Source organism: Azospirillum sp. Sh1 (genome assembly GCF_008365135.1).
In the GTDB taxonomy this organism is placed as follows: Bacteria; Pseudomonadota; Alphaproteobacteria; order Azospirillales; family Azospirillaceae; genus Azospirillum; species Azospirillum oryzae.
Genome location: NZ_VTTK01000022.1, coordinates 84,165 through 105,329, shown reverse-complemented (window position 1 = coordinate 105,329; position 21,165 = coordinate 84,165). Strand labels below are relative to the sequence as shown.

Sequence of the window (21,165 nt, the reverse complement as noted above, 5' to 3'; positions counted from 1 at the left end):
TGACCAATTCACCCATACAGCAATAGCTCAATGGCAAGTCTGATCTTGACGACCGCCCGGCATTTCGCAGACTAAGCGCACGTTGAAAACCTGATGCAGAAACAACCGATGCGAAAGCTCGTTCTTTTTGCCGCTGCGCTCTCCCTGTGCGGATGCACCTTCATGGTCGCCGGCGAGGATAACTTCCGTAGGGTCGCGGACAGCCAGAGCGGCGTCGTCGACAAGCCGCTCGAAGAGGTATTCCGCTGCTTTGTCACCAAGGGAATCAATCCCGGCTACCAGCAGCTCTACCCGGATTCCGGTACGGCCGTCTGGTCGTTCACGAAGGGCGTCACCTACGGCGCAATGGCCGATTTCACCAAGGTTTCGCCGACGCAGACCAAGGTCACGGTGCTTGGACTGCGGGAGGGCGACTGGACGCTCCATCCCGACGAGATCTGGAACAAGCGCGTCGCTCCCTGCATGTGAGGCCGGCGATGGGAGAGCTTGTTCCGTTCGTCGGCGGCGCACTGGTCATCACGGCGCTGCTCGGCCTGATGTTCCTGCCGACCGTCATCGCCATCAGGCGCGACCATTCCAGCTTCTGGGGAATCGTCGTCGCGAACATCGTCTTCGGCTGGATGCCGCTGTTCTGGATCTTCATCCTGATCTGGTCGCTCAGCGGCAGGCACGAGCCGGAACGCCGCTCCAGCGCGTCGGCCTGATCGGATGCCTGGGCGTTATCGCGCGCCCAGGCCCCGCGTCATGATCGGCACCATCACCCGCTCCGCATGCCGCGCCGCATGCTCCAGCAGCCGGCTCCACTCGCCCTCGGACATCGGCCGGCCGATCGCCACCTCGAACTGCCGCTTGATCTCGTCGACGGCCGATTCCTCATCCGCGCCGGCAGCGCTGGCCGCGGCCTTGTCCCGGGCGCTGATCGCATCGAGCGCCAGATCCATCGAGATCGCCGACCACAGCCGATGCAACGTCCCTTCCGGCCCGTCCAGCAGCCCGCCGATCTCATAGCCGAGATCGCGCGCACCGGCGTCCCAGCCGTCGAGGATCTCTACGCAGCGGGGCGGCTGCTGCATGCGCTTCTGCACCAGCGTCTCGGCATCCTGCCGGAGGCTGTCGAGCAGGCTGGGTGTCATCGGCGCGCCGCAGCGCTCCTCCCAGGCCTTCACCGCGTCGTCGAGCCGCTTCTCCAGGTCCGGGGCGTCGGGCGTCTCGATCCGGGCGGCGAGCGCGTTAACGACGCCCTCCACGACGTCCAGGTTCACGCTCAGCGCATCCTCGACCATCTTCATCGCGCCCAGCGCCGCCGGCCCCTCCGGTCGCTCGATCAGCTCGCGCAGCAGGAACTCGAACGGGTTTTGCGGCTCGCGGGGCATGGGACTGTCCTATGCGGCATGATTGGCCGCATCGTCGCACGGAATGGGTGTCGATGCCATGTGCAAGACGCGCCAAGTCCAGGCTGTAAACCACCCTGCTTCTACAAGGACGCGCGAGTTCTCCTGCGCTCGTAAAAACTGCTGAAGCGGGATGACAGGTTGAAGGCGATTTGCTAGGAAACCACTAGCGGTTAAACTCGTAACGAGGATTGCCGCGCAGGAAGGTGAACCATTACGCTGCATGCAGCGCGGAGCACCGAGTGGGTCAGTCATTGCATACTAATGTATGTAATGCGTCATGGATTGACGGATGCAGAGCGTCCGGTTGTAGGGAGTGAAGATGTTGCTGGCGTTCCGTAATGTACTTGTGGCTTCGGTGGTGCTGCTCGCTGCTGGATGCGTGCAGACCGGAAAGAGCATGTCCGTGGCCCCGACCGGACCAAGCCGGCTCGAACTCGCTGACAAATGCGCCGCCGCCATTCAGAAGCGACTTGACCCAAGCCCCGACAAGCCGAAGGCCAGTGGATGGGTAGTTAGCCAAGACGACCCGAGAGCCAGCGGGAATGACTTCGTTTTGAAGTATGCTGTTCAGAACACTACTGGCGTCATGGGTATCAGATCGAATGAAATCCTCTGCATTGTTCGCGGAGATGAGATCTATGATCTTCAGCCTGTGGATCCCCGTCAGAAATAGCCGGCAAAAGAAACTTCAGATTATCATTGAGGAGAAGCGCTATGAACGTTCCCGGATATACGACGCAGTCTTTGTTGATGATGCATGGCGCTATCGCTAATGCACTGGCGGTCGATGACAACACGCCGGCAGGGCAGGACAAGCCGTTTATGGTCCGCACGTTTCCTGATTGGAAGCTGCAAGCTGATGAAATCGAGGCTGAACTGACCAAGCGCGGTGTGAGTTACACAAAGATCGGTCTTTAAGGATCCATGAAGGGCATGTGAAATGTATGTCGAAATGGGGCGTCCATGATGGACGCCCCATTTCGATGTCAGCCCTTCTTCTTGGTCTTAACGACGAAGAGCTTCTTAGCTGCGATCCGCTGCTGGCGCTCTTCCCTTTGCTTGTTCAGCGCTGCCCTTGCCATTCTCTGAGGCTCAAACATACGATCGGCGGCAGCCTTCATTGCCTGAGCGTGCGGGCTGTCGACATTGGCGAAGAAGTCGCCGCTGCCATAGCCCCTGTTCATCTCATCAATGAATTCTTGGGATTCTGCCGTGCCGAGAAGATTAAATGTTCCTGGAGCTAGATCCCCATTTTCCAGCACGAGAGGGCGGCGAATCAGCGGTGGTTTCTTGTATCCTGAGCCGCAGAACTTTATCATCACCGGCGCAAGCTGCTCATCAGGAAGAGAGTCAGAGAGAATCGTCATAAGCGATGTCTGGAATTGATAGTTGTCAACCTCCAGACGCTCGTCGTTCTTGAGGGCCTGTACCAGTTCATGCCAGCCCGAGAACTTCGGGTTGGCCGCCTGAGCGATTACGTCCAGGCAATCGCTATGCGGTGCCTCGACGCCTATAGCGTCAAGAGCCTTGCCAAGTGCTTTAGCTCGCGCCTTGGCTCCTTTAAGATTGCAGAACATGCCGAACCTCCGGCGTGGCCATGCTTGTGTAATGCGCTGCTCATTACCTTCGGCCACGTTGGGATTGGCGTGGTTAAGGTGTTTCAACCATAACTATTGATGCTACTGGATCTAGCGATCCTTTGAGCAATACGCGGACTGCGCGATAAGCGTCAGGGTGCGTATGGCAGCGACAAGTGCCCGTAGCGAAAGCAAGTATGGCTATGCCACGATCAATCTAAGGAGTCAACAGGCCATTGCAGCGTCACCGTTGATGGTCATCACCAACCCTCCGCCCAGCCTCCGGCCGCTGTCAGCACGTCCTCCCAGCGCACCGCCGCCAGCCGTTCCGTTCCGTCCGTAGTGCTGAATCTCCACCGCGCCGGCCGCCCGCATCTGTACGAACCACTGCCTGACCCTGTCCGCGATCACGTCCATCGGCCACCTCTTGCCAGTCCACACGGGGCAAAGGCCCTGGCTTCACCCCACCAGGCCCCACCCAGCGGTCAGCACCCACCCTGCCACCTTCCACACGGCCACCCTCCCACCTGCCACACTGCGCAGCGAACGGCGGGGTATTGCGCACGGAGTAAAGGCCTTAATTAAATCCGCCGCGCGGGGAAACGACCGCATCCCACTTCGACAGCACCCCCGCTTTTTTTTACCGCTCCCAAGATTACGTGCCGTGTCAACAAGAAAAATCTCTTGACAATCGAGTGGAAAAACTTGAGTTGCGCTTGTGCAACATTGTCTGTGAAGTGAAGCGCGAGACGCTAACTCACGTCTCGCGCTCACTGTCAAGAGATTTTACGCTTTCGCGACAATCTCAATTGCCTTCGGGTCAGTTGCCTGGAAACGAGTGCGGCTCACGTTGACTTTCACAGTGTCACGCTTTGCCAGTCCAAACATGCACAGATCAATGAGCGTTGAACGGACAGCTTCGTTAAACCACTTCAACTTGCTCATGTCCGCGTTCTTCTTAGCCACAGCCTGCATAATTTCACAAGCCAGAAGCGGAGTTTTGGACTTGCTCAGGACTTCCCAAACTTGCGGCGCAACGGGCAGGAGATGGCGATAGCTTTCCAGGGTAACGACAGTGTCGGTATTGCTGATATCAGCATACGGGTTCTTTCCGCTCTTAGCCAACTCCACATTGGGCATGCGACCAATGTAGGAAGACTTTGCCTTGCCACCGACTTGATGATTGTAGAGAAATTCGTCATCAATTTCCGTGCCGTGCGGCAGATATTGCTCGGCAGTGTCAAAGTAGAAGTAAACAGGCTTGGGCAGCTTGTTCATGCGCGGCTGCATGGCAACTTTGGCGCTTTCGACGGCGACCAGCTCGACGGCCTTAAATTCAACGCTCTTGACGTCCGACATAGTGTGCTCCGTTGGAAAGAGTGGATCAGGGAGGGAGTTCCCTGACCGTCAACGCAACGCGCTAACAACGTCTTTATACTAAGCGCTTACTGATAACACAAGAGATTTATTCCAGAGGAATTTCACTAGGGACTGACAATTTTGTCTTGACAGGAAAGCCATGCTATGATCTCGCAAAAGTGATTTGAAAGATGCCTAGTGTTAAAGATTATCTTTGAAACTGACAATTACGAGTGAAACACGTTTTTTCGATAAGAAGAAACATTAGGAAATCAATAGGAAAGTATTCAGGATCCAAGTTCGACAGCTTCACAGATAAGAGCCTCCTGTCAAGAGGAATCGTCGCCGCCGGCGCAGCCACACCCCCTCCTCCCCATAGGCCCGCCGGCGGGCCACCGACAGGACCACGGGCCGGCCGGAGGCCGGGCGGGCAGGGCCGCCGGGGCGAGGGAGCGCCGGGGTGGGGCGGCCGGAGGGCCGTGGGCAGGGGGAGGGCCTCCCGCGGCCCGGCTATTCCCGCGCGCGTCCACCCGCCCGTCTATTCCCAGCCCTCGGGGGCGGGCCAGCTATTCCCGTGCGCAGGCAGGCGGGCCAGCGATTCCCAGCCCCACCACACCGGCCGCTATTCCCGTGTCAGCGCCGGCCAGCGAACAGCGCCAGACAGATGCCGACGAAGACGGAGACGGGATCAGGGACGGTTAGGCCGCGCACGATGCCCATGACGATGCCGAGCGCACAGACGCCGGCCCACAGCTCGATCAGCAAATCCATTACTGGACCAGCTCCAGCGGCATGGTGGCGATCAGCCGGCGCACGGCCTGGTCGAGGCGGCGGCGCAGCATTAGGGCACGGTTCTGCCGGGGCCGGTGATGGGTCTTGGAGGCGAGCCGGAGGCGACGGTCGTTGACGCGGTCGAGGTCGATCAGGATGTCGAGGGGAATGGTCTTCTTCATGCTCCGCTCCGTGAGAGACAGTTGCGGGGCGGACGCCATCACAGCGCCGCCCCGCTCGGATCAGCTACGCGGCCGGAATCAGGTCGGCAGGATGCCGAACTCGTCGCCGAAGTCGATGTCGACGCGCTGCTCGGGTTGCTGGAGGGGCTGCTGCGGCTCGTCGACGACGCGGGTCATCGTCCGGATCGTGATGCCGCCGCCCGTCTTCGCCGCCGCCAGCGCCTGCTTGCGCCCTGCGCCGATCTGCTCCATTACCGCCTGGATGTAGTCGCCGGAGTAGGCGGCGAGCTGGACGCCGTGGCGCTTGGCCAGCTCGGAAGCGTCGCGGCAGCGATCGGCGATCACGCTGGCGAGCTTGTTGGCGAGGCTCGGCTTGGCATGGCGGGCGTTCTCCCAAGCCCGGCCCATCTCGGCGATCTCGGCAAGGGCGATGGCGATCTTGTCGTTGGTCATGATGCTGTGCTCCAGAGTTGAGGTTGCGTGTTGATGTCAGTCACTGCTGACAGATGAAGACTCGCACGACGCGCTGCCGATCGGCGAGAGAAAGCGCGCCGTGCCGGTGTCGATCAGCGCTCCGTCCAGTCGATATGCTCGGCCAGCCCGAGCTGGGTCAGCCGGGCCTTCAGCGTCTCGCGGGCCTCGTCGAAGGCCCGGGCGCGGTGCATCGCGTTCAGGCTGGTGACGATCCGGGCACTCTCGCCCTGGAACGCGGCAAAGGCAGCGAAGACGTCCTCGATGTTGGGCTTGGCGGTCATGGCGATCCTCATGCGGCGCAGGCGTAGGCGCTGGTCAGGTTGCGCTGCTCGATGAACAGGTCGTAGGAGATCAGCTCGCGGCAGTCGGCATGGCCGAGTAGCTCATGCGGGACGGTGCGGCCGTCCGGCTCGGTGATCGTGTAGCGGTAGCTGATGCCCTCGCGGGTCACGCTGAAGCGGCGGCCGGTCGGGCTGGTGATCGTCATCTCGGACATTGCTCTGTGCTCCGGGCTGTCGTTGTCGATGACTCATCATCGCTCGATGACAGCGCACGGAAAAGCAACTTTGTCCATTACCTTCACTGATTACTTGAATCAGGCGAGCCGTCTGCATATGCTCCCACCCGTCCCCCTGGGAGCGAAGCTGGCAGCGCCCTTGGGGACCGAGTTCCCGGTCTTGCCCTAGGCTCGTGTCGGGTTCCGGTAAAAAGCCAGGCCTACCTCTTGCCCCGCGGAGGTGAAATGCGGGGCCGGCGCGGGCATCTTCACCAGACCGGAGGGTCTGGGCTTCCGTGCCTCCCGACGGCCGGGCTGGGCCTGGGGAGTAGGTGGGACTTTGAACCGTGGACGTGGGTGCTCCACCCTGCCGGCGATCCTTGCGAGGACCGGCCAAACGAAGACGGGACGGTGTGGCGAGCCGGTGAAAATCGCATCCCACCGATACGCGCCTGAGACAGCCCCTCCCAGTTCCGCTTCCAATGGCCCGGCCGATGGTTCGGGCCTACGGGGAGATAGCGGAAGGCGGAGCTTTGCCTACACCTCCCCTGCGGCCCAGCGAGTCCCTGCTCGGGGCGGGTATTGCGGTTTCCATTTGAAACCGCAATACGGAGCTGGACGCGGCGATTCTTCCCGACTGGATGGTCGGGAAGACGCTTCTCCCCCTTATTGTAGCGACATTTGGTATAGTGCAGGCACCAACCTTCAAAAAGGAATATGGAAAATGAGCAATAGCAAACAATTTCCGGTCGGCACAATTGTCAAGCTGAAGTCGGGCGGCCCAGAAATGACAGTAAGGACCAAGACGGACGGTGGCTTCCTTTACGCCCAGTGGTTTGCGGGCAAGAAGTTGGAGCAGGGCCATTTTCCGGTCGACTCGTTGGAGGAAATTAAGCCGACGCCCAAGGCCGAATGATGACGCCCGCCACGGTCGCGGCTTGGATGCTTGCGCAGATCGAGCGCGAAGGCTGCATCTACCAGGATGACGTGGTGGACTACCTCGTGAAGGCAAAGAGGGAGGACTTGCTGACCGAAAACGCTGACGGCAATCAGGTTGTCGGCAAGGCGGTTCTTGCTGCCTTTCAGGCGCTGACGCCAACCACGGTGGTTTGGGTTAAGCCCGAGCGGTATTGGCGTTGGCGGGTCGACGAGGATGAACCAGGGCGCACGGCTCGTGGATAGCCTTGGTGTTGGCCACGGCTCGGCAGGAGGCCGAACAGCAGCCTCCTGTCCCAGCGGCTGAGGCCCACCGGCGGCAAGTCCCAGGGCCTCCACCCGCCCGGCTATTCCCTGCTCCGGCCGCCTCAATGAACAGGACCGCAGCCCCCGGGCGAGCGCGGCTCACAAAAAGACGCGATACCCCTCTCGCCTATCGAGTAGTTCCGTCCCCCTGTCGCATCCCTCATATCTCACCTCTCGGGTAGCCTCGTGTCCTCGTATCGCGCCTCCTGGACGACCCTGTGTTTTCTATGTCCCGAGCCTCTATACGAGCCGCTCCCTATGCGCTGTGCCCTCCCCCGCGCTATTCCCGGCAGCTCATAGGCGCGTCGTGGAGATGCCCGGTCGATCATGCTGCTCTCGCGTTGATGCGCTTGCGTTTCCGGGCTTATCCAGCGCGATCCTGCGAGCGCCTTGCACGTATCTGCAAAAGCGTTCTGCGTGTCGTCGAGCGGCTATGCGCTGTGATCTCTCCTGGCGCTCACCGGGCGTCTACATAGACGGAATCGGCTGTCTTCTGCGGGGTGATCCATAGGCGGAATCGACAGATCGGGCTAGGGCGATAGCCTGTTTCTGCGGAGCGTGGGCTAACGCATTGATCCACAATGGGTTTGCGAGGTTGTTTGCCTGGGAGTGATCGGAAATGCCATCACGATAACCGGAAGATGGCCGTCTATGGGGCTGGAAGCGTTGATTTGCCTGGAGTTTGCGGGCTTCCGGGTGGGCAATGAAAAAGGCCGGGAGCGGTTATCGCTCACCGGCCTCGAATGGGGCTTCGGTTAAGGCGACGATCACTTGGCGAGGAGTTGCTCACGCAGGCGGAAGAAGGCTTCGCGGCAGGATGCGTTGACGGCGCTGCGGAGTGGTTCCGGCAGACGGCCATCATGTGCAGCCACGTAGTCCATCAGGCTTTCGCGCTCGCCCGCCTGGGGCTTACGTTGCGCGTTGGCCATGTTCGCCTCCTCGTGTTCAGCAGCCAGCATGACGGCTGCGGTATCATCGCTATGACGATCCGTCATAAGATACATTGGTCAACACGCGAGCGCTAGGGTTGTTCACGAGACTTGCTTGGTTTAGCGGATTTTCTCGCCGATATCAGCAATGCGGGCGTTATGGGAAATCGGGGAATTGGTTGATTCTCAAGCCGATATCAGGGGCACGTGAGGTTGTTGCCTTTGCCAAGTTCCTCGCTGATATCAGGTTGCCATTGCCAAGTTCCTCGCTGATATCAGCAATACGGGCGTTATGGGAAATCAGTGTTATTACGGAAGTTCCTGCCGTTCGCATTCCCAGTGCCAGCGATCCTCTTCGTCTTGATAGAGGAATTGCCGCTTATAGCCCTGGCTCTCCAGGAAGCGGATCGTCTCCTGGAAGCGCGCGGGCAATTCGCCGAGGGGCGTCGGCTCTTCAGTGCGGCAGACGACCTGCTGGGGCTTGTAGCGCTCCAGCAACAGCCGTGTGCCCTCGTGCAGAAGATCGAGCACTGCAGGCTTCACGTCGGGATGATACGCATCCTTTGCCCTTCGCCGGTCGTAGTGCGTCCAGCCGTCATCGAGGTCCACGTCGTAGACGTGAATGCCGTGGAGCAGCTCGCTGGTCCGGGAATCGAGGAGCGCCGCCGCCGAGATGATCTGGTTGAGTTCCAGGTCGATCGAGATGTCCGTCATGCACATGCGGTACGGATCTTTGTCGATGAATCGGAACTCGTAAGGAGGCGGCAGCGGCTGGACCACGGGCGGTTCTCTCGGTTGTGTTTACCCCGATCAACTTACCCCAACAGGAGCGGGGGCGGGAGTGAACAATTGGGTCTCCTCCAAAAGGGCAGCGATACAACCCTGTAATTTCCCCATTATATCAATGCCTTATTTAGTCGACAAAGCAACAATATGTTGATTCTTCCTCTAAATGTGGTCGGCGATCTGCGGCAGATCGTCATGGTGCAACAGCACGACGCCGGTGCTCGCGGCCAGGTCACGGGCTGCTGGGGTGAAGCCGAGCGGGGCGACGACGACGGCATGGGTGGCGCGGTAGTGGGTGCGGGCAGCAGCGGCTTCCTGGACAGCCTTGTTGCCGACCGGGCGCTTGTAGAGCTTGCACTGGACGACCAGCGTCTCGCCGCCGAGCGTGGCGATGACGTCGGCACCCTGGTCGCCGGACGCGCCGGTCACGCTCGTATCCCAGCCGGCCTCGTCCAGCAGGCGGGCGCACAGGCGCTCATACTCGGCCGGGGTGATGTTCTCGATGCTGGCCGCGCCATTCTTCAGTGCGACGACCTCGGCCAGAACGATTTCGTCGAAGGCCTCCAGGAACACGTCCTTCAGCGTCACCCCGTCGGCCCGGTTGAGCAGCTCCAGCTCCTCGTCGGACAGCCGCGGAGACAGCACGCGCGCCACGAAATGATCCTCTTCCTTGAACCAGGCGGAGAAGTCATTCGCCCCATAGGCGTCCACCTTGGTTTTCGTCAGGTACTGCCGGGCGAGCGCCTTGGCATGCGTGCGGACGATCTCGTTGACGTGGGCGATGGCAGCTTCGGTCCTGGCGGCGCGGTCGCGTTCCCACTCCATCCGTTCCCGCATCTCGCGCTCTTTGCGGCGCTGGCGGAGGATTGCCCGGATCACCACGATGACGATCGGCGTCGCGGCACCGATGAGCATTCCGAAAAGCCCGCCCAGGCCGGAGCCGGCCGGATTCTCCTTCCCGCCGCCCATATTCACGCCGATCCCCGTACCGACGACGGCCGAGACGGCGACCACGACAACGAACAGCACCAGCTTCCGCACGAATTTCAGGAAGTCACGCATACCTCGCTCCTCCAAGCGATTTCGAGTTGCTCTACCACCAACGGAACGTGGCAGAAGCCTTCATCCCCGCGGCCTGTCAAGGGCTTCGCTTGCACACATCTGCCAGCGCCTACCAGCCGTCGGCGAAGAAGGCCGCCTCGGCGATCTCCCGGAGGATCATTGCCCGCTCCGGCCGATCCAGATCGCCGAAGCGATAGCTCGACCACGGCCCGCCCTCGGCCATCAAGCGCTGCATCTTCACGGCCGGCGGGAGGGCGACGAAGCCGGCGTCGCTCGCCGCATCGGCAAGCCCAGGCCAGCGCCGGAGCCGCGCCTGGGCGATCGCCCGGAACGCCCGTAGGCGCTCCTCCTGCGGAACGACCGCCATCGGCTCAGCTCGCGAGCACTTTGCCGTCGCCGGCGGCGTCGCCGCGGCGGTTGTCCCATTTCATGCTGTCCCGGCTGACCAGCGGAATGTGCTGCAGGACCATGTCGGTGATCCGGTCGGCCATGTAGGAACGGACGGCGAACTGGCGCTCGTTGAGCGGCTTCTCCGGGTAGAAGGCAGCCTGAACGCGGTCGGCGAGCTGGTCCGGAATCTCAATCAGCGGCATGAAGAGCATCGGTGAACTTCTCCCATTCGCTCCAGAGGTTGTCGATCGGCCGGCCGAGGCCGCGGGCATAGCGCACGCAATTCGCAGTGCCGCCCTGCGAGCCATCCCACAGCGCCAGCAGCCGGTCGCTGTGATCGACCATCCATTCGTTGCGGGTGTTCATCTTCCAGCCCTCGTAGGGGCCGGGGCTGATGACGTGAAACTCGGCGGCGCGGTGCAGCAGGATCCGATAGAAGGCGCGGCTCTCGGCCGGCTAGGTCGCATCCTGGGCGTCGCAGGGGACGGCCGCCACCAGCGGGATGCCGGCGGCGATCGCCGCGATCGCCATTGCCTGATCCCAGCCCAGCGCCATGCCGGAGATGATCTTGTCGGGCCGGCCGTGGGTCTGGATGAAGTGACGGAGCCGGAACGACGCGAAGACGGCGAGCTTGCGGCGTAGCGCCGGCGAGTGGCCGCCCAGCTTCTCGGGTCGGTGCCCGGTGACGGCGAGGATCATGGCGATAGCGGCGTATTCAGGAGGATCGAGAACGGGACGTGAATGCCGCCCCGCAGCGGATACCAGCGGCCCTCGAACTGCACCTTCCAGCCGTTGTCTTCGAGCGGCCGTGGCCGGGCGGTGAAGAACTTCGCGTCAGGCTTCGGCTGGAAGGAGGCGTCCCAGGGCTTGTCGTCCAGGCTCTTCCGGACGTAGCCGGTGATGGCCTTGCCGGGCCAGGGGGCGCGGCTCATGGTCAGTCCACCGCCCAGCCGGCCGCGATCAGCTCGTCGACCGTATCGAAGCGCAGCGGCGCGCGGCCGGGACCGAGGTGGATGAAGAACGGGGCGGTGGAACTGCGGATATCGCCGAACTCCACGATGCAGCCCTCCTCGATGCGCTTCATCGCAAGGACGGTGCCGGGCCAGGTTGTCTTGTCGGGGAGCATGCGACGGACGCGGGCTGCGCGAACAGGATCGAGTGCCATTGCTCTATTGCTCCATTGGCTCATTACGCGAAGACGGCATCGAGCGCCCGGGCGCTGGCCGGGCGGGCGGGAGCCGTGGGTTTGGCGCGCTGGGAGACGAGGACGTCGACATAGGCATCGAGCGCGGCCAGGCACTCCGGGATGCTGCCGCTCGCGACCGCCGTGCAGTCCTCGAAGAGGTCGGCCGCGGGGCGGGTCCAGTGGGTGACGTATGCGCCGGTGCCGGTCAGGGTGAGGTGAAAGTCGTCGCCAGTCAGGCGGATCGCGCGCTGAAGGGCGGCTTGCAGGGCTTCGACGTTCATCGCTCATTCCTCGTCGTTGTCGATCAGCGATGAATGATAGTCGCATGCGGCGCGCTTCCGCGGAAATGAAAGCGCGCCGCTTACGGAGAAGAAATCAGATGCGCTTTGCCAGGAGCCTGCGGCACATGCCCAGCTCTTCGGCGATTTTGCGCAGCGACTTGACTTGTACCTTCTCCACGCAGACCGAATCGAAGTTACGCTCACACTAGAAACGCGCAGTGGGCACTCACAAACAACGCTAGCTGTGAACTGAACCAGAAAGATGGCTTGCGGGCGGCATTCAGCCTAACTAGCCAGAAAGAATATTTTCAATATTATCTTGAGTTGCCAGGAAGCATTCCATAAGCGGAGGTTTCCTGACAACTCAAGATGATGGAGATTTATTTTATAAGCTCGATAAAGGATAGTGATATTGGCCAGCCTTATTTTAGCTTTCTCATTTCATTACCACCGCATCTGCTCCAAAGTCGGTTATCTCTATTATGTTTTTATCACCGCATCCAAGAGTCGAAAACTCGTCTCGCCGTCACGCATGTGAATAATACCTTTCGGCTCGGAGACTAACCAAGCAAATGACCCCCACGCAAGCCCCGCCACCGTCTTCTTGAATCCAGCGGACTCCCGGTCCTGGTAGGCTGTTAAAAAGGCGATCTGGGTGCGCGGAAAGCCGGCTGCATCCGTCAACTCTAGCATAGCTTCCTTTCGCCTTTTGGTCATTGCGCCGTCTGTTGCCACCACTTCGACAAATACAATGAGCGGGTCGGCCGGTCCAAGATCCGCCAGAATCAGATCTGGAAGATTTTTGTCAGCCTCTATCTTCAAACCAATGGCTGCTGCAAGTTTATCGTCTTTAGCAACCACCTTATTTCCGCTTTCGCTCAACCAAAGCACGGCAGGCTTATCAAGGAAGTGCGCGGAAAATACTTCGATAACGTCTTTAGAGATAATTGAGCTTGGCCCCGGAGCCAGCGTTCTTGTCTCCTTGTTGGGAAAGGTGACAAGAACTCCACCCTCTTTCCCAGCAGCTCCAGCAAGAATGATGGATATCCTCGCTAAAGCGCTTTTGCTGAGGTGCGTTGCTTGGAAATTAGCAATGGCCTTCTCCAGACCTTCTCCCTCGAGAGCTGGATCAAAAAGCCCAGCAAAACTTCCCTTGAGTTGATAACGCGGCAACCCGGACGTGGTCGGCAGATCCTCACGGCGCAGAACCGCTCCGACGGCGACCAATCCATCCCTTAGAGTTTCGTCACGGATCGGCTCACGGGTGTTATCGGCGTACCAACGTTCGCCGGGCACACGGAATTTCTTCTTCAGGATTCCTGCTGCGTAAGCCTCGCGGCTCCCCGAATCGGCCAACGCTGCCTGCTGTTCTGTCATCCGATAGACGTGTACCGGCCCAAGATAGCGCGCCGCACCTTCAACTGCTCCTATGTATATAGCAGTAAAGACTGCGCTTGCAGCCAACTCCCGAATACAGTAGGTCCTGTTTGGAGTGCCTTCCGGAAATATCAGCGGGAGGCGTTCAGAAACAATGCTACGCGACACATAAGGAGGTAAACTCATTCACTGTCTTCCGTCTTTCTGTTATAAAGTCGATTGCACTCATCTTCGATGGCCTTTCTTCCGGCCCGACGGCGCACTAGTTCGGCGAGCGATTTGAGCGATGCCGGATCAGGGAGGGGCAAAGCCTCGAGTTCATAGGCTGATACTGCGACGCTGCCGCTGACGCAGCGGAAAGCCTTGTCTGCGGCATCGCTGTTCAGGAAAGCAGCTAGAACAGCAGCCGACACTTTGGGTTTTGCACCCATTGGGCGCAGCATATTGAGGTGGTTCTCAATCACCACGGCTCCGCCGTGCTTTTTCAGAAAGGACGCCGGCAGAGCGGCGGCAATCAACCGCCGGCTCTGTTCTTTTGCAGTCGTACGCTGCAACAAAACGCAAGGCGTGCGCGTAATTAGCCAATCATCTGCCGGCAACGGCTTAAAGTAAGGCTCATGGTTCTTTTTCTCTGCGCGGAAAATGAACTTCCCATCAGCCGTGATTGCTTCGGCCCAGATAAGTGGAAGCTGTCCGGAGCCCTTCGCACTGCAGAGTTGTTCCTTGTGTCGATTCCAGACGAGAGGCCCCGTACTGACACCATAGCCCCAGTCAGCCAGCCGGTGTGGCATGACCTGAAGTTGCTCAACGAGAGGGGCCTGATCTGGAGTTCTCGGCAGCCTCCAGGGCTGAGATTGGTCTTCAGGTAGGGAGAAGCTGCCGGCGCGGATTGCCCGGATTCCCTGCTCCCCATTCGGCATAACCTCGAATACCTCAGCACCAGTGGCCTTCCCGTCCCGGCGATAGGTAGCGAGGAGAGTTTCTTGAAGAACGTCCTCAAATACGCCCTTACGCACGGCGATAAAGTCCACCGTCACAGGTGGAGCATTGGAGCCGAGCAGAGAACGCAAATTCTTGAAGTATTCTCCAGCCAGAAAACTCGTTGGCGTGACATAGGCGATGACGCCTCCAGCCCGCACATGTTGAAGGGCTATGTCGGTGAAAAGCCCGTAAAGATTGGCATGGCCATAAAGGCTGCGCTGGAAGCGGGCGCGCTCGTCTTGAGAGAGCTTCACCCTGCCGTAGGGTGGGTTGCCAATAACTAGGTCGAACCTCTCACGCGGCGGACGGCTTTTAAGGCTGTCGCAAACTGTCACCACCAACGGCATGTGCCGCTTTGCCTGTCGGCACATCGGCAGCATCACGGCGTCAAGAGTGACCTGCGAAAGCCAAGCTCCGAACGGGTCAATCTCATAGCCACGCAACCGGCCTGACACATTTTTAATCGCGATGGCCGGGGTAACGCCTTCAAGCTCTGAGAGCATCCTCCGAGCAACAGGAGCCAGGAACGCCCCTCCACCACAGGCTGGATCCAAGACCCTGCAGCGCGCCCAATCCGTTCCAGCGACAGTCGCCTGCTCGATCAGACGGGCTGTCAATTCCGGCGGCGTATAGTACATGCCGTGACTAGCCCGAAAGGCTTGTGGCAGCATGCCCGTGTAGATGAGGCCGATAGCGTAGGCCGCACGCTCTGGATCGTAAGTCGCCGCTGCCATGCCGATGCTGTCGGCCGACGCGGCGGCAGGCTCTGGAAGATCCGATAGCTCTTCGTGCTCAAACAAAGGGCGAAGCTCAAGGTCATGAGCAGGAGACGTCAGAGCCCTCCACCAAGCCGAGACAAGCCGGTGGCAAAAAGAACGCGCCAGAGATCCCCGATCACTCTCCGGCGTCGCTTCAGAAAGCGCACGCGCCATTACTCGGGCAGCATTCAAACTTTCTGCCGGGCTTGCTGCTTTCGACGCAGATTGACGCTTACTATACTGGATAACTTCCATTTTCATTCCAGACGAGTCCCTGAGGTTGGAGCATAGCTCATTAAAAGGGTTTCTTGAAGGCTCTCCTTCGTCCGCGATCTACTGTTAGGGGCGACAAAGCTCGTTGAAACGCTTGAGGAATTTCCACTCGGCATAGCCCGGCTGCCAGCCCGTCACCTCGACGTCAGCCGGCAGCTCGGCACACTCGTGTGCCCAGGGTGTCGCCGGCCGGATCTCCAGGATCTCCCGGGCCAGCACCGCGTTGTCGGCGCGCTTGACGTCCGGATGCCAGGGGAAGGGCAGGCCGAAGCGCTCGGAGATGACGCGCTCGACGCCCTCCTCGATCGGCGTCCAGACCGCGCGCAGCTCCGGCAGCACCTTCATCGGCCGGACCAAATCGCCAATGTAGGCTTCTGCGGCATCATGGAGCAGGGCCTGCAGCGCGATCTCCTCGTCGACGACCAGCGAGCAGAGGACGCTGTGCTCGGCAACCGAGTAGTGGCCGGCCCTGACATGGCCGTTGTAGCGGCACTGCCGGGCGAGCGAGTGGGCGATGTCGTTGATGCAGATGTCCTCGACGCGCGGGTCGAGCGGGAAGAAGCGGCGGCCGGAGACGGTGGTCACGAAGCTACCGGTGCGGGTGTCGAGTAAGCCGTCCATGGCCGTCACGCCGTGAAGGGGGTGATGACGCAGACGTATTCCCGGCCATCGACCGGGACGGTGCGGAAGGGTTCGCCGGTGCTCTCGAAGTCCTGCAGCGCCTGGAACCGGCTGGAGTGCTCATGCGCCGGGGCCTGGTCGCCGAAGGTCGTGTCGAAGCTCTCGACATCCTCGCCGGCCGAGTCCTCCTCGGCGGCAGCCAGATCGACGACCTGCATCAGCGTGACGTGATGATCGACGCCGTTGATCCGGACATGGCCGATCAACTGGCGGTTCTCCGGGTCGAGCCTGGGCGGCTCGACGACCTCGAAGGTAAGGGGCATCGTGATGGTCATAAACACACCTGCTTTGTGTTTGTCAGCGATGAATGATCTTCGCGCATAAGCTGCCGCCGCGCACGATCATTCATCGCCGGTGGTGTAGATCAACTCTGAGGGGTGATGTTGCAGACGAGAATCAGTTGGCGGGCCAGTTCCGGCAGACCGCCGGGGAAGAGATCCAACGCAATGTGCTCCGCTGTCTCAATGTCGTAGCTCAGACCATGCTCAGCGGCGAACTTCGCCAGGGCCGCGCTGATGTCGTCGGCCGCGGCGCGCGAATCAATGAACACGGAATCAGCCGTCATTTGGATCATGATCTCTCGCTGGGTTGGGTTGGCCGGACTTCTCCAGATTGCTCTCCGGATTAGCCCGGAAGGGAATCGAAGCTAACCTACCAGCTTAGCTAAGCATCTTCAAGGGAAGATGTCAGCGCTTACTAGAAATTGGAAACGTAGCTTCTCCCCTTCTCGGTTGGACGGTAAATCATGCGGCCAAGGCGCTGGGTGCCCTGCAGGTAGCCGGCCTGGTGCAGGGAGGACATGACCTTCCCGATCGAGACGATGGCGTAGCCGCCCTGCATATTGAGCCGGCCGGCGATGTCGGCCGGGCTGGCGGGGAACTGGCGCACGACCTCGCGCAGGACATCCTCCGGGTTGACGACGCTCATGCGGACAGGGCCTCCGGCTGCCGGGCCGGGCGGTTGCGCGTCGCCCACATGGCGAGCTGGGTGCGGTTGGCCGAGCCGGTCTTGCGGTAGAGGTTGTTGAGATGGCACTTCACCGTGCCTTCGGACATGCCGAGCCGGCGGGCCATCGCCTTGCCGCTCAACCCCTCGACCACGCAATCGAGCACCTGCGCCTCGCGCGGGGTCAGGCCGCGTTCGAGGACGCCCGGCGGCGCTTCGACGAACTCGATGGCCGACTTGATCGGCAGATCGTTGATGCGGCCGACGGCCGCGCGCAGCTCGCCCAGGGCGGTGCCGAGGGCATCCTCGGTCAGCGAACGGACGGCGAGGGTGATGATGCGCTCCATTGAGCGAACCTCCTTTACTTCCGGCTCCAGGGCCGGCCCATAATCGTATCGAGCGTGTCCTGGTAGTGGCGCTCGGCAGGGTCGGTGGTGGTGCGGGTATCGACGCGCTCGCGCGGAACCAGCACCTCATACTTCTCACGGCCGCGGGTGTCCTCGATCACGACCCGGCCATCCGGCCGCTCGACGATATGCCCCTGGACGCGGCCTGCGCGGTCCCGGATCGTGGCGCGCTCGTTGGCGACGGCCGGCCAGGCAGCGGCGATCAGGAAGACGATGAGGAACGGGCGCAGCATGGCGATCACGCGGCGATGGGCTTGGTCAGCAGCGTCACGAACTGCGAGCGAAGCATGGCGCGATCGGCCTCGTCTTTGAAGGCGCATTCGACATACGGCTCGACGATGACGGGATCGCCGCCCAGCAGCTTGCCGGAGAAGACCTCGGCGTCGGCCTCGGTGGCGAACATCAGCGAGGCGGTGATGACGACGCCGCGATCGGTCATGCTGGCGTCGCTGCAATGAAAGCCGCGAATCGCCGGGAAAATCGGCTTCAGCCGCTTGGCGAACTCGATGATCGGCTCGTGGCCCTCGGTCAGGAACAGGAAGGGGCCAACCGGGCAGCAGCCCTTGAGGAAATCGGGAATGGTGTCGCTGGTGATCGGGTCGGCGACACGGGCATGCGGAGTGCTCATGTTCTCCTCTTATCGTTAAGCGCTCACTGATAATGCGATAGATGTACTCCGTTTGTCACGAAGAATCTATAGGAAGATAGAAACCTCGACCCTTGCCCAGTCCGGCCTGCGCCAGTTCGTCCAGCGCGCTGCCGGCCCGTCGTTGCGCCACTTCTCGCGCAGCGTGGCCCGGTAGGCGTCGAACACCGGCAGCTCTTTGAAGGGCGTGCAGTTGGCGAAGGGCCGCAACCCGCCGGCCGCCAGCAGCGACTCGGAGCGCTCCAGCTCGGGTATCAGGACTTCTGTCTTATGCCGCCTGCCGGGGAAACGCCACCGGTACTCTTTGCACAAGGCGCGCAGATGATTGAGCGGTCGTCATTTTGCCGCGATGGCTGCGCGGAGAGCCGAACAAAAAGCCTCCGCACAGCCAACCAGTTCTACAGGGTCTATATCTAAGCTTCCGCCACTCGGCGAAAGAGATCACAGCTCCGACTGAACCGTTCCCAGGGGACGCATCGAAGTTGGACACGCGATGGTACTATCAACATCACCGGCGAATGTCTTTCTTTTGGCCTTCGTCCTGGGGAGATGGCCGCTGGAATTGCCCTTGTTACCACCCCACGACTCATAGATCACGGTGTCGTCGGCGCTGTCGCCAGAGCTGCTCTTTTCGATCTTCACCACCCTCCGGTATTGGTCGCCTGGAGTCTTATAGCAAAGCCCTTCTTGCACATCGTTCAGAGGTATGGGCACGGTGTCCTCCCTAGGTTGGCCGATACTGGCCATCACCCCGTCTTGTAGCACGAACAGGCAAAAGTAGTGAAGGGACAGCGGAACGAGCAGGCACAGGCCTCGGCGTCAGCGGAGGTGGCAAAGACGTTCGTTGGCATACACGGGATTTAAGGTTGTCATGGAAAGGCATACGGGAAGATGTTAAAGGAGCCACACCATGACCGATGATGGAAAACCGAAGCGGCGGCGCAGCCGGGCCGTCTGGAGCTGGGCGGACGTCGAGCGCGCCGCCAGAGCAGTCCCGCCTGCAGCGAGCGCACCCCGCCCGGCACCGAAACCGACGCCAGGACGCGCCACCGAGTCAGGGATCGTGCAGAAGACGCCGGCGATCGACCGACGCCGTATCGACTTCGCAGAGCTGCCCTGGGGCGTGAAGGACTTCTAATTACCGCCAGTAGCGGCTATTGCTTCTTCTTCCAGGCACTTTGATCGCAGGCTATATCTGAAGCAGCGAAGATAATAAATGGTCCGGGCTGGTCGTTCTCGTGCTGATAGGCCATAGTATCGCGCACGGCCATCGCAAACTTCGCAACATATTCGTTGCGACTTTGCCACGACAGGCAGGCTGAAGGATCTTTCCCAGTGGCCGAATACAGCATTCCAATAGCGAAGCCTTGAAATTCGGCAGCATGAATTGCGTAAACGACTTTATGTCTGTCCTGTAGCTTATCATAAGCGGGACTATTGAGGACCATATAGTGGTCAACCAGCTCCCGGAGCTTGGCTCCCGAATAATAGGGGCTCTCAACTGAAGCGCCTGTTGGCTTGCCAGCGGCTAACAGCGAAGATGGGATAAAACAGTGGGAGGCGGCAGCGATTGCCACGCAGAGGCCGGTTTTGAATGCGCGTGCCATGGCTGGTTTTCCTGGGCGTATCGTCAGTTAATGCGAGGCGTCGTGGCCGCGCCGGTCTCTTGGGCGCTCACGGCCGAACGGTAGTAGGAGACCGCATAGACGCGCAAGGCCGTCGTCAGCGTGTTGTCGCCCCGGCGCTGATCGAGCCGGCCGGCCAGTTCGTCCAGGCCGATGTTCTGTCGACCGGCAATTTCGTAAAGAGCATCCCAGAACTCGTCCTCCATCTCGATCGTGGTCCGGCGATCTGGAAGTCTAACACTGCGCGCGGTCTTGGTTGTTTTCATCGAAGCCTCCGGGAGCGGTGCCCATCCTTTAGAATGGAGTAAGGGAAAGGGCAACTGCGAAGCCCTTTCTTCCAATCATTATTCTATTATAAGTATATATATTAGTTAGCTTTTAAGGCTTTTGAAAAGCACCGCAAAGACGGGAGAAATTTACCGTTATATCCGTAGGAATATTTCCATAATGGCACTTATGTGCGGCGGCCATCCTCCCGGGCCAGGGTCGCTGACCGGGAGGATTTTGAATTTCAGGAGGGAAAAGCGGCCGGGCGATCACTCGTCGATCGGCTTCCAGCCGGTTATTTGATACCCGATCCGCCGGGCCGCCGCAATGATTCCAGCGAAGGCCAACGCCCGGTCGTGCGCGCTGCTGCTGGCGTCGATCCCGTCGAGCACGCCGGCCGCGACCATGCCGGCCGCCGTCTGCAGGGTTTCGGCATAGACGACGCCGCTGTTCACCGTCACGTCGTCGAGCGTCAGACAGCGAGCATGCAGCGCAGACGCAATAGCGTCTTCAAGCGCTTCTGGAGAGCGCAGGGAGAACTCCAGACGCAGTGCGTCGCGCGTGATGACTGCGCAGTAGAACGTCTGCATCAGGCGCACTCCTGCATGCTCTGGAACTTCGTCGCGTTCGCCGCCCACCAGCGGGCCAGCTCCGTGCGGTTGCGCACGCCGGCCCGGCGGATCAGGATGCGCACGCGGTTCTTCGCCGTCGGCAGCGACACCCTGACTCCCCGGGCGACGGCCTGGTTGGAGCTGCCGGCCGCGACCAGCGCGACGATGTTGCGGTCGGTCTCGTCGTCGATCACCCGGTCGACCGGAACGGCGTTCGCGACCGGATCCGACAGGTCGATGATGTCGCGGCCGGAGCGCGCACGCGGCGGGAACAGGCCGACCAGCTCGGTTCGGCGGTCGATGCCGAGGAGCGCATAGGCGTTCTTCAGGTGGACCTTCACCGTGTGCTCGGTGATGTCCAGATCGCGGGCGATCTCCTTGTTCGATTTGCCCTGGGCGGCAAGCTCGCAGAGCTGGCGCTGCCGGCTGCTCAACACGTCGATGGGATTCATGGTCGTCGCTCGA

The 21,165-nt window shown here is 60.8% G+C and carries 40 protein-coding genes; 7 read left to right on the top strand and 33 right to left on the bottom strand.

What is annotated here, in order from left to right:
* The first annotated feature begins 93 nt into the window (after positions 1-93).
* Together FZ029_RS21160 and FZ029_RS21155 are read left to right on the top strand one after the other, a co-directional pair.
* Positions 94-468: a hypothetical protein gene (locus tag FZ029_RS21160; protein ID WP_149271722.1), complete on the top strand. Its 375-nt coding sequence runs from the start codon at positions 94-96 to the stop codon at positions 466-468.
* Between the two features lie 8 nt (positions 469-476).
* Positions 477-704 carry a superinfection immunity protein gene (locus FZ029_RS21155; protein WP_149271720.1) on the top strand — a complete coding sequence of 76 codons (228 nt, stop codon included), beginning with the start codon at positions 477-479 and terminating at the stop codon, positions 702-704.
* A 15-nt stretch (positions 705-719) separates the two neighbouring features.
* Here the strand turns inward: FZ029_RS21155 and FZ029_RS21150 are convergent, their stop codons facing one another.
* Complete coding sequence (locus FZ029_RS21150; protein WP_149271718.1) at positions 720-1,373, bottom strand: hypothetical protein; 654 nt, start codon at positions 1,371-1,373, stop codon at positions 720-722.
* 340 nt (positions 1,374-1,713) lie between these two features.
* On the opposite strand from FZ029_RS21150, the gene FZ029_RS21145 reads away from it, so the two are divergent.
* Positions 1,714-2,067 (top strand): hypothetical protein, encoded by a 354-nt coding sequence (locus FZ029_RS21145; protein WP_149271716.1) that lies wholly within the window; start codon positions 1,714-1,716, stop codon positions 2,065-2,067.
* 41 nt (positions 2,068-2,108) lie between these two features.
* Positions 2,109-2,312 (top strand): hypothetical protein, encoded by a 204-nt coding sequence (locus tag FZ029_RS21140; RefSeq protein WP_149271714.1) that lies wholly within the window; start codon positions 2,109-2,111, stop codon positions 2,310-2,312.
* A 68-nt stretch (positions 2,313-2,380) separates the two neighbouring features.
* On the opposite strand, the gene FZ029_RS21135 is transcribed toward FZ029_RS21140, so the two are convergent.
* The 8 genes from FZ029_RS21135 to FZ029_RS21105 form a co-directional block, all read right to left on the bottom strand.
* Positions 2,381-2,971, bottom strand: coding sequence for a hypothetical protein (locus FZ029_RS21135; RefSeq protein ID WP_149271712.1), 591 nt, complete (start codon positions 2,969-2,971; stop codon positions 2,381-2,383).
* 225 nt (positions 2,972-3,196) lie between these two features.
* Complete coding sequence (locus FZ029_RS21130; RefSeq protein WP_149271710.1) at positions 3,197-3,388, bottom strand: hypothetical protein; 192 nt, start codon at positions 3,386-3,388, stop codon at positions 3,197-3,199.
* Positions 3,389-3,757: 369 nt separating this feature from the next.
* Positions 3,758-4,330, bottom strand: a complete 573-nt coding sequence (locus FZ029_RS21125) for a hypothetical protein (protein WP_149271708.1) — start codon at positions 4,328-4,330, stop codon at positions 3,758-3,760.
* Positions 4,331-4,963: 633 nt separating this feature from the next.
* Positions 4,964-5,101: a hypothetical protein gene (locus tag FZ029_RS33095; protein WP_188052010.1), complete on the bottom strand. Its 138-nt coding sequence runs from the start codon at positions 5,099-5,101 to the stop codon at positions 4,964-4,966.
* Positions 5,101-5,283, bottom strand: a complete 183-nt coding sequence (locus FZ029_RS21120) for a hypothetical protein (RefSeq protein WP_149271706.1) — start codon at positions 5,281-5,283, stop codon at positions 5,101-5,103. Before FZ029_RS21120 ends, FZ029_RS33095 begins: the two co-directional genes overlap by 1 nt.
* 78 nt (positions 5,284-5,361) lie before the next feature.
* The gene (locus tag FZ029_RS21115; RefSeq protein WP_149271704.1) at positions 5,362-5,736 is read right to left on the bottom strand and encodes a hypothetical protein; all 375 of its coding nucleotides are present in this window, start codon (positions 5,734-5,736) and stop codon (positions 5,362-5,364) included.
* 113 nt (positions 5,737-5,849) lie between these two features.
* On the bottom strand, positions 5,850-6,038 hold the full coding sequence (locus FZ029_RS21110; RefSeq protein ID WP_149271702.1) for a hypothetical protein: 189 nt from the start codon (positions 6,036-6,038) through the stop codon (positions 5,850-5,852).
* Between the two features lie 8 nt (positions 6,039-6,046).
* On the bottom strand, positions 6,047-6,253 hold the full coding sequence (locus FZ029_RS21105; protein WP_149271700.1) for a hypothetical protein: 207 nt from the start codon (positions 6,251-6,253) through the stop codon (positions 6,047-6,049).
* A 724-nt stretch (positions 6,254-6,977) separates the two neighbouring features.
* Here FZ029_RS21105 and FZ029_RS21100 point away from each other — a divergent pair.
* Positions 6,978-7,169 (top strand): DUF2158 domain-containing protein, encoded by a 192-nt coding sequence (locus FZ029_RS21100; protein WP_149271698.1) that lies wholly within the window; start codon positions 6,978-6,980, stop codon positions 7,167-7,169.
* Positions 7,166-7,435 carry a hypothetical protein gene (locus tag FZ029_RS21095; protein WP_211104186.1) on the top strand — a complete coding sequence of 90 codons (270 nt, stop codon included), beginning with the start codon at positions 7,166-7,168 and terminating at the stop codon, positions 7,433-7,435. The genes FZ029_RS21100 and FZ029_RS21095 overlap by 4 nt, the downstream gene beginning before the upstream one ends.
* An 827-nt stretch (positions 7,436-8,262) precedes the next feature.
* On the opposite strand, the gene FZ029_RS33090 is transcribed toward FZ029_RS21095, so the two are convergent.
* The 20 genes from FZ029_RS33090 to FZ029_RS21005 all read right to left on the bottom strand — a co-directional run bounded on the left by FZ029_RS33090 (position 8,263) and on the right by FZ029_RS21005 (position 18,944).
* On the bottom strand, positions 8,263-8,424 hold the full coding sequence (locus FZ029_RS33090) for a hypothetical protein (RefSeq protein WP_188052009.1): 162 nt from the start codon (positions 8,422-8,424) through the stop codon (positions 8,263-8,265).
* Positions 8,425-8,733: 309 nt separating this feature from the next.
* Complete coding sequence (locus FZ029_RS21090) at positions 8,734-9,204, bottom strand: hypothetical protein (protein WP_149271696.1); 471 nt, start codon at positions 9,202-9,204, stop codon at positions 8,734-8,736.
* A 168-nt stretch (positions 9,205-9,372) separates the two neighbouring features.
* Positions 9,373-10,272, bottom strand: a complete 900-nt coding sequence (locus FZ029_RS21085; protein ID WP_149271695.1) for a restriction endonuclease — start codon at positions 10,270-10,272, stop codon at positions 9,373-9,375.
* A gap of 109 nt (positions 10,273-10,381) precedes the next feature.
* Positions 10,382-10,639, bottom strand: a complete 258-nt coding sequence (locus FZ029_RS21080; RefSeq protein WP_149271693.1) for a hypothetical protein — start codon at positions 10,637-10,639, stop codon at positions 10,382-10,384.
* 4 nt (positions 10,640-10,643) lie between these two features.
* Positions 10,644-10,874: a hypothetical protein gene (locus tag FZ029_RS21075; protein ID WP_149271691.1), complete on the bottom strand. Its 231-nt coding sequence runs from the start codon at positions 10,872-10,874 to the stop codon at positions 10,644-10,646.
* Complete coding sequence (locus tag FZ029_RS33085) at positions 10,852-11,028, bottom strand: hypothetical protein (RefSeq protein WP_188052008.1); 177 nt, start codon at positions 11,026-11,028, stop codon at positions 10,852-10,854. Before FZ029_RS33085 ends, FZ029_RS21075 begins: the two co-directional genes overlap by 23 nt.
* Before the next feature lie 90 nt (positions 11,029-11,118).
* Complete coding sequence (locus FZ029_RS21070) at positions 11,119-11,361, bottom strand: hypothetical protein (RefSeq protein WP_149271688.1); 243 nt, start codon at positions 11,359-11,361, stop codon at positions 11,119-11,121.
* Positions 11,358-11,594 carry a hypothetical protein gene (locus tag FZ029_RS21065; RefSeq protein WP_149271686.1) on the bottom strand — a complete coding sequence of 79 codons (237 nt, stop codon included), beginning with the start codon at positions 11,592-11,594 and terminating at the stop codon, positions 11,358-11,360. The genes FZ029_RS21070 and FZ029_RS21065 overlap by 4 nt, the downstream gene beginning before the upstream one ends.
* Before the next feature lie 2 nt (positions 11,595-11,596).
* Positions 11,597-11,827 (bottom strand): hypothetical protein, encoded by a 231-nt coding sequence (locus FZ029_RS21060; RefSeq protein ID WP_149271684.1) that lies wholly within the window; start codon positions 11,825-11,827, stop codon positions 11,597-11,599.
* A 23-nt stretch (positions 11,828-11,850) separates the two neighbouring features.
* A complete protein-coding gene (locus FZ029_RS21055) occupies positions 11,851-12,129 on the bottom strand; it encodes a hypothetical protein (RefSeq protein ID WP_188052007.1) in 279 nt (92 codons plus the stop codon).
* 480 nt (positions 12,130-12,609) lie between these two features.
* Entirely contained in the window at positions 12,610-13,692 is a 1,083-nt protein-coding gene (locus FZ029_RS21050) for a BsuBI/PstI family type II restriction endonuclease (RefSeq protein WP_149271682.1), read from the bottom strand.
* Positions 13,689-15,506 carry an N-6 DNA methylase gene (locus FZ029_RS21045; protein ID WP_247892419.1) on the bottom strand — a complete coding sequence of 606 codons (1,818 nt, stop codon included), beginning with the start codon at positions 15,504-15,506 and terminating at the stop codon, positions 13,689-13,691. Before FZ029_RS21045 ends, FZ029_RS21050 begins: the two co-directional genes overlap by 4 nt.
* Positions 15,507-15,584: 78 nt before the next feature.
* On the bottom strand, positions 15,585-16,139 hold the full coding sequence (locus FZ029_RS21040) for a phosphohydrolase (protein WP_149271680.1): 555 nt from the start codon (positions 16,137-16,139) through the stop codon (positions 15,585-15,587).
* Between the two features lie 5 nt (positions 16,140-16,144).
* Positions 16,145-16,474, bottom strand: coding sequence for a hypothetical protein (locus FZ029_RS21035; protein WP_149271678.1), 330 nt, complete (start codon positions 16,472-16,474; stop codon positions 16,145-16,147).
* An 89-nt stretch (positions 16,475-16,563) separates the two neighbouring features.
* On the bottom strand, positions 16,564-16,773 hold the full coding sequence (locus FZ029_RS21030) for a hypothetical protein (RefSeq protein ID WP_149271676.1): 210 nt from the start codon (positions 16,771-16,773) through the stop codon (positions 16,564-16,566).
* Positions 16,774-16,895: 122 nt separating this feature from the next.
* Positions 16,896-17,126 carry a hypothetical protein gene (locus FZ029_RS21025; RefSeq protein WP_149271674.1) on the bottom strand — a complete coding sequence of 77 codons (231 nt, stop codon included), beginning with the start codon at positions 17,124-17,126 and terminating at the stop codon, positions 16,896-16,898.
* Positions 17,123-17,491: a helix-turn-helix transcriptional regulator gene (locus FZ029_RS21020; protein ID WP_149271672.1), complete on the bottom strand. Its 369-nt coding sequence runs from the start codon at positions 17,489-17,491 to the stop codon at positions 17,123-17,125. The genes FZ029_RS21025 and FZ029_RS21020 overlap by 4 nt, the downstream gene beginning before the upstream one ends.
* 14 nt (positions 17,492-17,505) lie before the next feature.
* On the bottom strand, positions 17,506-17,793 hold the full coding sequence (locus FZ029_RS21015) for a hypothetical protein (RefSeq protein ID WP_149271670.1): 288 nt from the start codon (positions 17,791-17,793) through the stop codon (positions 17,506-17,508).
* A complete protein-coding gene (locus FZ029_RS21010; protein WP_149271668.1) occupies positions 17,790-18,179 on the bottom strand; it encodes a hypothetical protein in 390 nt (129 codons plus the stop codon). The genes FZ029_RS21015 and FZ029_RS21010 overlap by 4 nt, the downstream gene beginning before the upstream one ends.
* Before the next feature lie 459 nt (positions 18,180-18,638).
* The gene (locus tag FZ029_RS21005; RefSeq protein WP_211104185.1) at positions 18,639-18,944 is read right to left on the bottom strand and encodes a hypothetical protein; all 306 of its coding nucleotides are present in this window, start codon (positions 18,942-18,944) and stop codon (positions 18,639-18,641) included.
* 163 nt (positions 18,945-19,107) lie between these two features.
* On the opposite strand from FZ029_RS21005, the gene FZ029_RS21000 reads away from it, so the two are divergent.
* Positions 19,108-19,335, top strand: coding sequence for a hypothetical protein (locus tag FZ029_RS21000; RefSeq protein WP_149271664.1), 228 nt, complete (start codon positions 19,108-19,110; stop codon positions 19,333-19,335).
* 16 nt (positions 19,336-19,351) lie between these two features.
* Here FZ029_RS21000 and FZ029_RS20995 read toward each other — a convergent pair whose 3' ends face one another.
* The 4 genes from FZ029_RS20995 to FZ029_RS20980 all read right to left on the bottom strand — a co-directional run bounded on the left by FZ029_RS20995 (position 19,352) and on the right by FZ029_RS20980 (position 21,152).
* Positions 19,352-19,804, bottom strand: coding sequence for a hypothetical protein (locus FZ029_RS20995; RefSeq protein ID WP_149271662.1), 453 nt, complete (start codon positions 19,802-19,804; stop codon positions 19,352-19,354).
* Positions 19,805-19,827: 23 nt separating this feature from the next.
* Positions 19,828-20,088, bottom strand: coding sequence for a ribbon-helix-helix domain-containing protein (locus tag FZ029_RS20990; RefSeq protein WP_149271660.1), 261 nt, complete (start codon positions 20,086-20,088; stop codon positions 19,828-19,830).
* Between the two features lie 270 nt (positions 20,089-20,358).
* Positions 20,359-20,679 carry a hypothetical protein gene (locus FZ029_RS20985; RefSeq protein WP_149271658.1) on the bottom strand — a complete coding sequence of 107 codons (321 nt, stop codon included), beginning with the start codon at positions 20,677-20,679 and terminating at the stop codon, positions 20,359-20,361.
* Entirely contained in the window at positions 20,679-21,152 is a 474-nt protein-coding gene (locus tag FZ029_RS20980; RefSeq protein WP_149271657.1) for a LuxR C-terminal-related transcriptional regulator, read from the bottom strand. The genes FZ029_RS20985 and FZ029_RS20980 overlap by 1 nt, the downstream gene beginning before the upstream one ends.
* Positions 21,153-21,165 lie beyond the last annotated feature (13 nt).

Coding starts and splice junctions, on each gene's coding strand:
- FZ029_RS20995 (WP_149271662.1), bottom strand. CDS start 19,804: ATGGCACGCGCATTCAAAACCGGCCTCTGCGTGGCAATCGCTGCCGCC.
- FZ029_RS21000 (WP_149271664.1), top strand. CDS start 19,108: ATGACCGATGATGGAAAACCGAAGCGGCGGCGCAGCCGGGCCGTCTGG.
- FZ029_RS21115 (WP_149271704.1), bottom strand. CDS start 5,736: ATGACCAACGACAAGATCGCCATCGCCCTTGCCGAGATCGCCGAGATG.
- FZ029_RS33095 (WP_188052010.1), bottom strand. CDS start 5,101: ATGGATTTGCTGATCGAGCTGTGGGCCGGCGTCTGTGCGCTCGGCATC.
- FZ029_RS21040 (WP_149271680.1), bottom strand. CDS start 16,139: ATGGACGGCTTACTCGACACCCGCACCGGTAGCTTCGTGACCACCGTC.
- FZ029_RS21070 (WP_149271688.1), bottom strand. CDS start 11,361: ATGATCCTCGCCGTCACCGGGCACCGACCCGAGAAGCTGGGCGGCCAC.
- FZ029_RS21050 (WP_149271682.1), bottom strand. CDS start 13,692: ATGAGTTTACCTCCTTATGTGTCGCGTAGCATTGTTTCTGAACGCCTC.
- FZ029_RS21135 (WP_149271712.1), bottom strand. CDS start 2,971: ATGTTCTGCAATCTTAAAGGAGCCAAGGCGCGAGCTAAAGCACTTGGC.
- FZ029_RS21005 (WP_211104185.1), bottom strand. CDS start 18,944: ATGGCCAGTATCGGCCAACCTAGGGAGGACACCGTGCCCATACCTCTG.
- FZ029_RS21105 (WP_149271700.1), bottom strand. CDS start 6,253: ATGTCCGAGATGACGATCACCAGCCCGACCGGCCGCCGCTTCAGCGTG.
- FZ029_RS21030 (WP_149271676.1), bottom strand. CDS start 16,773: ATGATCCAAATGACGGCTGATTCCGTGTTCATTGATTCGCGCGCCGCG.
- FZ029_RS21150 (WP_149271718.1), bottom strand. CDS start 1,373: ATGCCCCGCGAGCCGCAAAACCCGTTCGAGTTCCTGCTGCGCGAGCTG.
- FZ029_RS21035 (WP_149271678.1), bottom strand. CDS start 16,474: ATGACCATCACGATGCCCCTTACCTTCGAGGTCGTCGAGCCGCCCAGG.
- FZ029_RS21095 (WP_211104186.1), top strand. CDS start 7,166: ATGATGACGCCCGCCACGGTCGCGGCTTGGATGCTTGCGCAGATCGAG.
- FZ029_RS20985 (WP_149271658.1), bottom strand. CDS start 20,679: ATGCAGACGTTCTACTGCGCAGTCATCACGCGCGACGCACTGCGTCTG.
- FZ029_RS21155 (WP_149271720.1), top strand. CDS start 477: ATGGGAGAGCTTGTTCCGTTCGTCGGCGGCGCACTGGTCATCACGGCG.
- FZ029_RS21160 (WP_149271722.1), top strand. CDS start 94: ATGCAGAAACAACCGATGCGAAAGCTCGTTCTTTTTGCCGCTGCGCTC.
- FZ029_RS21020 (WP_149271672.1), bottom strand. CDS start 17,491: ATGGAGCGCATCATCACCCTCGCCGTCCGTTCGCTGACCGAGGATGCC.
- FZ029_RS21130 (WP_149271710.1), bottom strand. CDS start 3,388: ATGGACGTGATCGCGGACAGGGTCAGGCAGTGGTTCGTACAGATGCGG.
- FZ029_RS20980 (WP_149271657.1), bottom strand. CDS start 21,152: ATGAATCCCATCGACGTGTTGAGCAGCCGGCAGCGCCAGCTCTGCGAG.
- FZ029_RS21125 (WP_149271708.1), bottom strand. CDS start 4,330: ATGTCGGACGTCAAGAGCGTTGAATTTAAGGCCGTCGAGCTGGTCGCC.
- FZ029_RS20990 (WP_149271660.1), bottom strand. CDS start 20,088: ATGAAAACAACCAAGACCGCGCGCAGTGTTAGACTTCCAGATCGCCGG.
- FZ029_RS21025 (WP_149271674.1), bottom strand. CDS start 17,126: ATGAGCGTCGTCAACCCGGAGGATGTCCTGCGCGAGGTCGTGCGCCAG.
- FZ029_RS21060 (WP_149271684.1), bottom strand. CDS start 11,827: ATGGCACTCGATCCTGTTCGCGCAGCCCGCGTCCGTCGCATGCTCCCC.
- FZ029_RS33090 (WP_188052009.1), bottom strand. CDS start 8,424: ATGGCCAACGCGCAACGTAAGCCCCAGGCGGGCGAGCGCGAAAGCCTG.
- FZ029_RS21045 (WP_247892419.1), bottom strand. CDS start 15,506: ATGAAAATGGAAGTTATCCAGTATAGTAAGCGTCAATCTGCGTCGAAA.
- FZ029_RS21110 (WP_149271702.1), bottom strand. CDS start 6,038: ATGACCGCCAAGCCCAACATCGAGGACGTCTTCGCTGCCTTTGCCGCG.
- FZ029_RS21120 (WP_149271706.1), bottom strand. CDS start 5,283: ATGAAGAAGACCATTCCCCTCGACATCCTGATCGACCTCGACCGCGTC.
- FZ029_RS21100 (WP_149271698.1), top strand. CDS start 6,978: ATGAGCAATAGCAAACAATTTCCGGTCGGCACAATTGTCAAGCTGAAG.
- FZ029_RS21075 (WP_149271691.1), bottom strand. CDS start 10,874: ATGCTCTTCATGCCGCTGATTGAGATTCCGGACCAGCTCGCCGACCGC.
- FZ029_RS21145 (WP_149271716.1), top strand. CDS start 1,714: ATGTTGCTGGCGTTCCGTAATGTACTTGTGGCTTCGGTGGTGCTGCTC.
- FZ029_RS33085 (WP_188052008.1), bottom strand. CDS start 11,028: ATGAACACCCGCAACGAATGGATGGTCGATCACAGCGACCGGCTGCTG.
- FZ029_RS21140 (WP_149271714.1), top strand. CDS start 2,109: ATGAACGTTCCCGGATATACGACGCAGTCTTTGTTGATGATGCATGGC.
- FZ029_RS21055 (WP_188052007.1), bottom strand. CDS start 12,129: ATGAACGTCGAAGCCCTGCAAGCCGCCCTTCAGCGCGCGATCCGCCTG.
- FZ029_RS21065 (WP_149271686.1), bottom strand. CDS start 11,594: ATGAGCCGCGCCCCCTGGCCCGGCAAGGCCATCACCGGCTACGTCCGG.
- FZ029_RS21085 (WP_149271695.1), bottom strand. CDS start 10,272: ATGCGTGACTTCCTGAAATTCGTGCGGAAGCTGGTGCTGTTCGTTGTC.
- FZ029_RS21010 (WP_149271668.1), bottom strand. CDS start 18,179: ATGAGCACTCCGCATGCCCGTGTCGCCGACCCGATCACCAGCGACACC.
- FZ029_RS21080 (WP_149271693.1), bottom strand. CDS start 10,639: ATGGCGGTCGTTCCGCAGGAGGAGCGCCTACGGGCGTTCCGGGCGATC.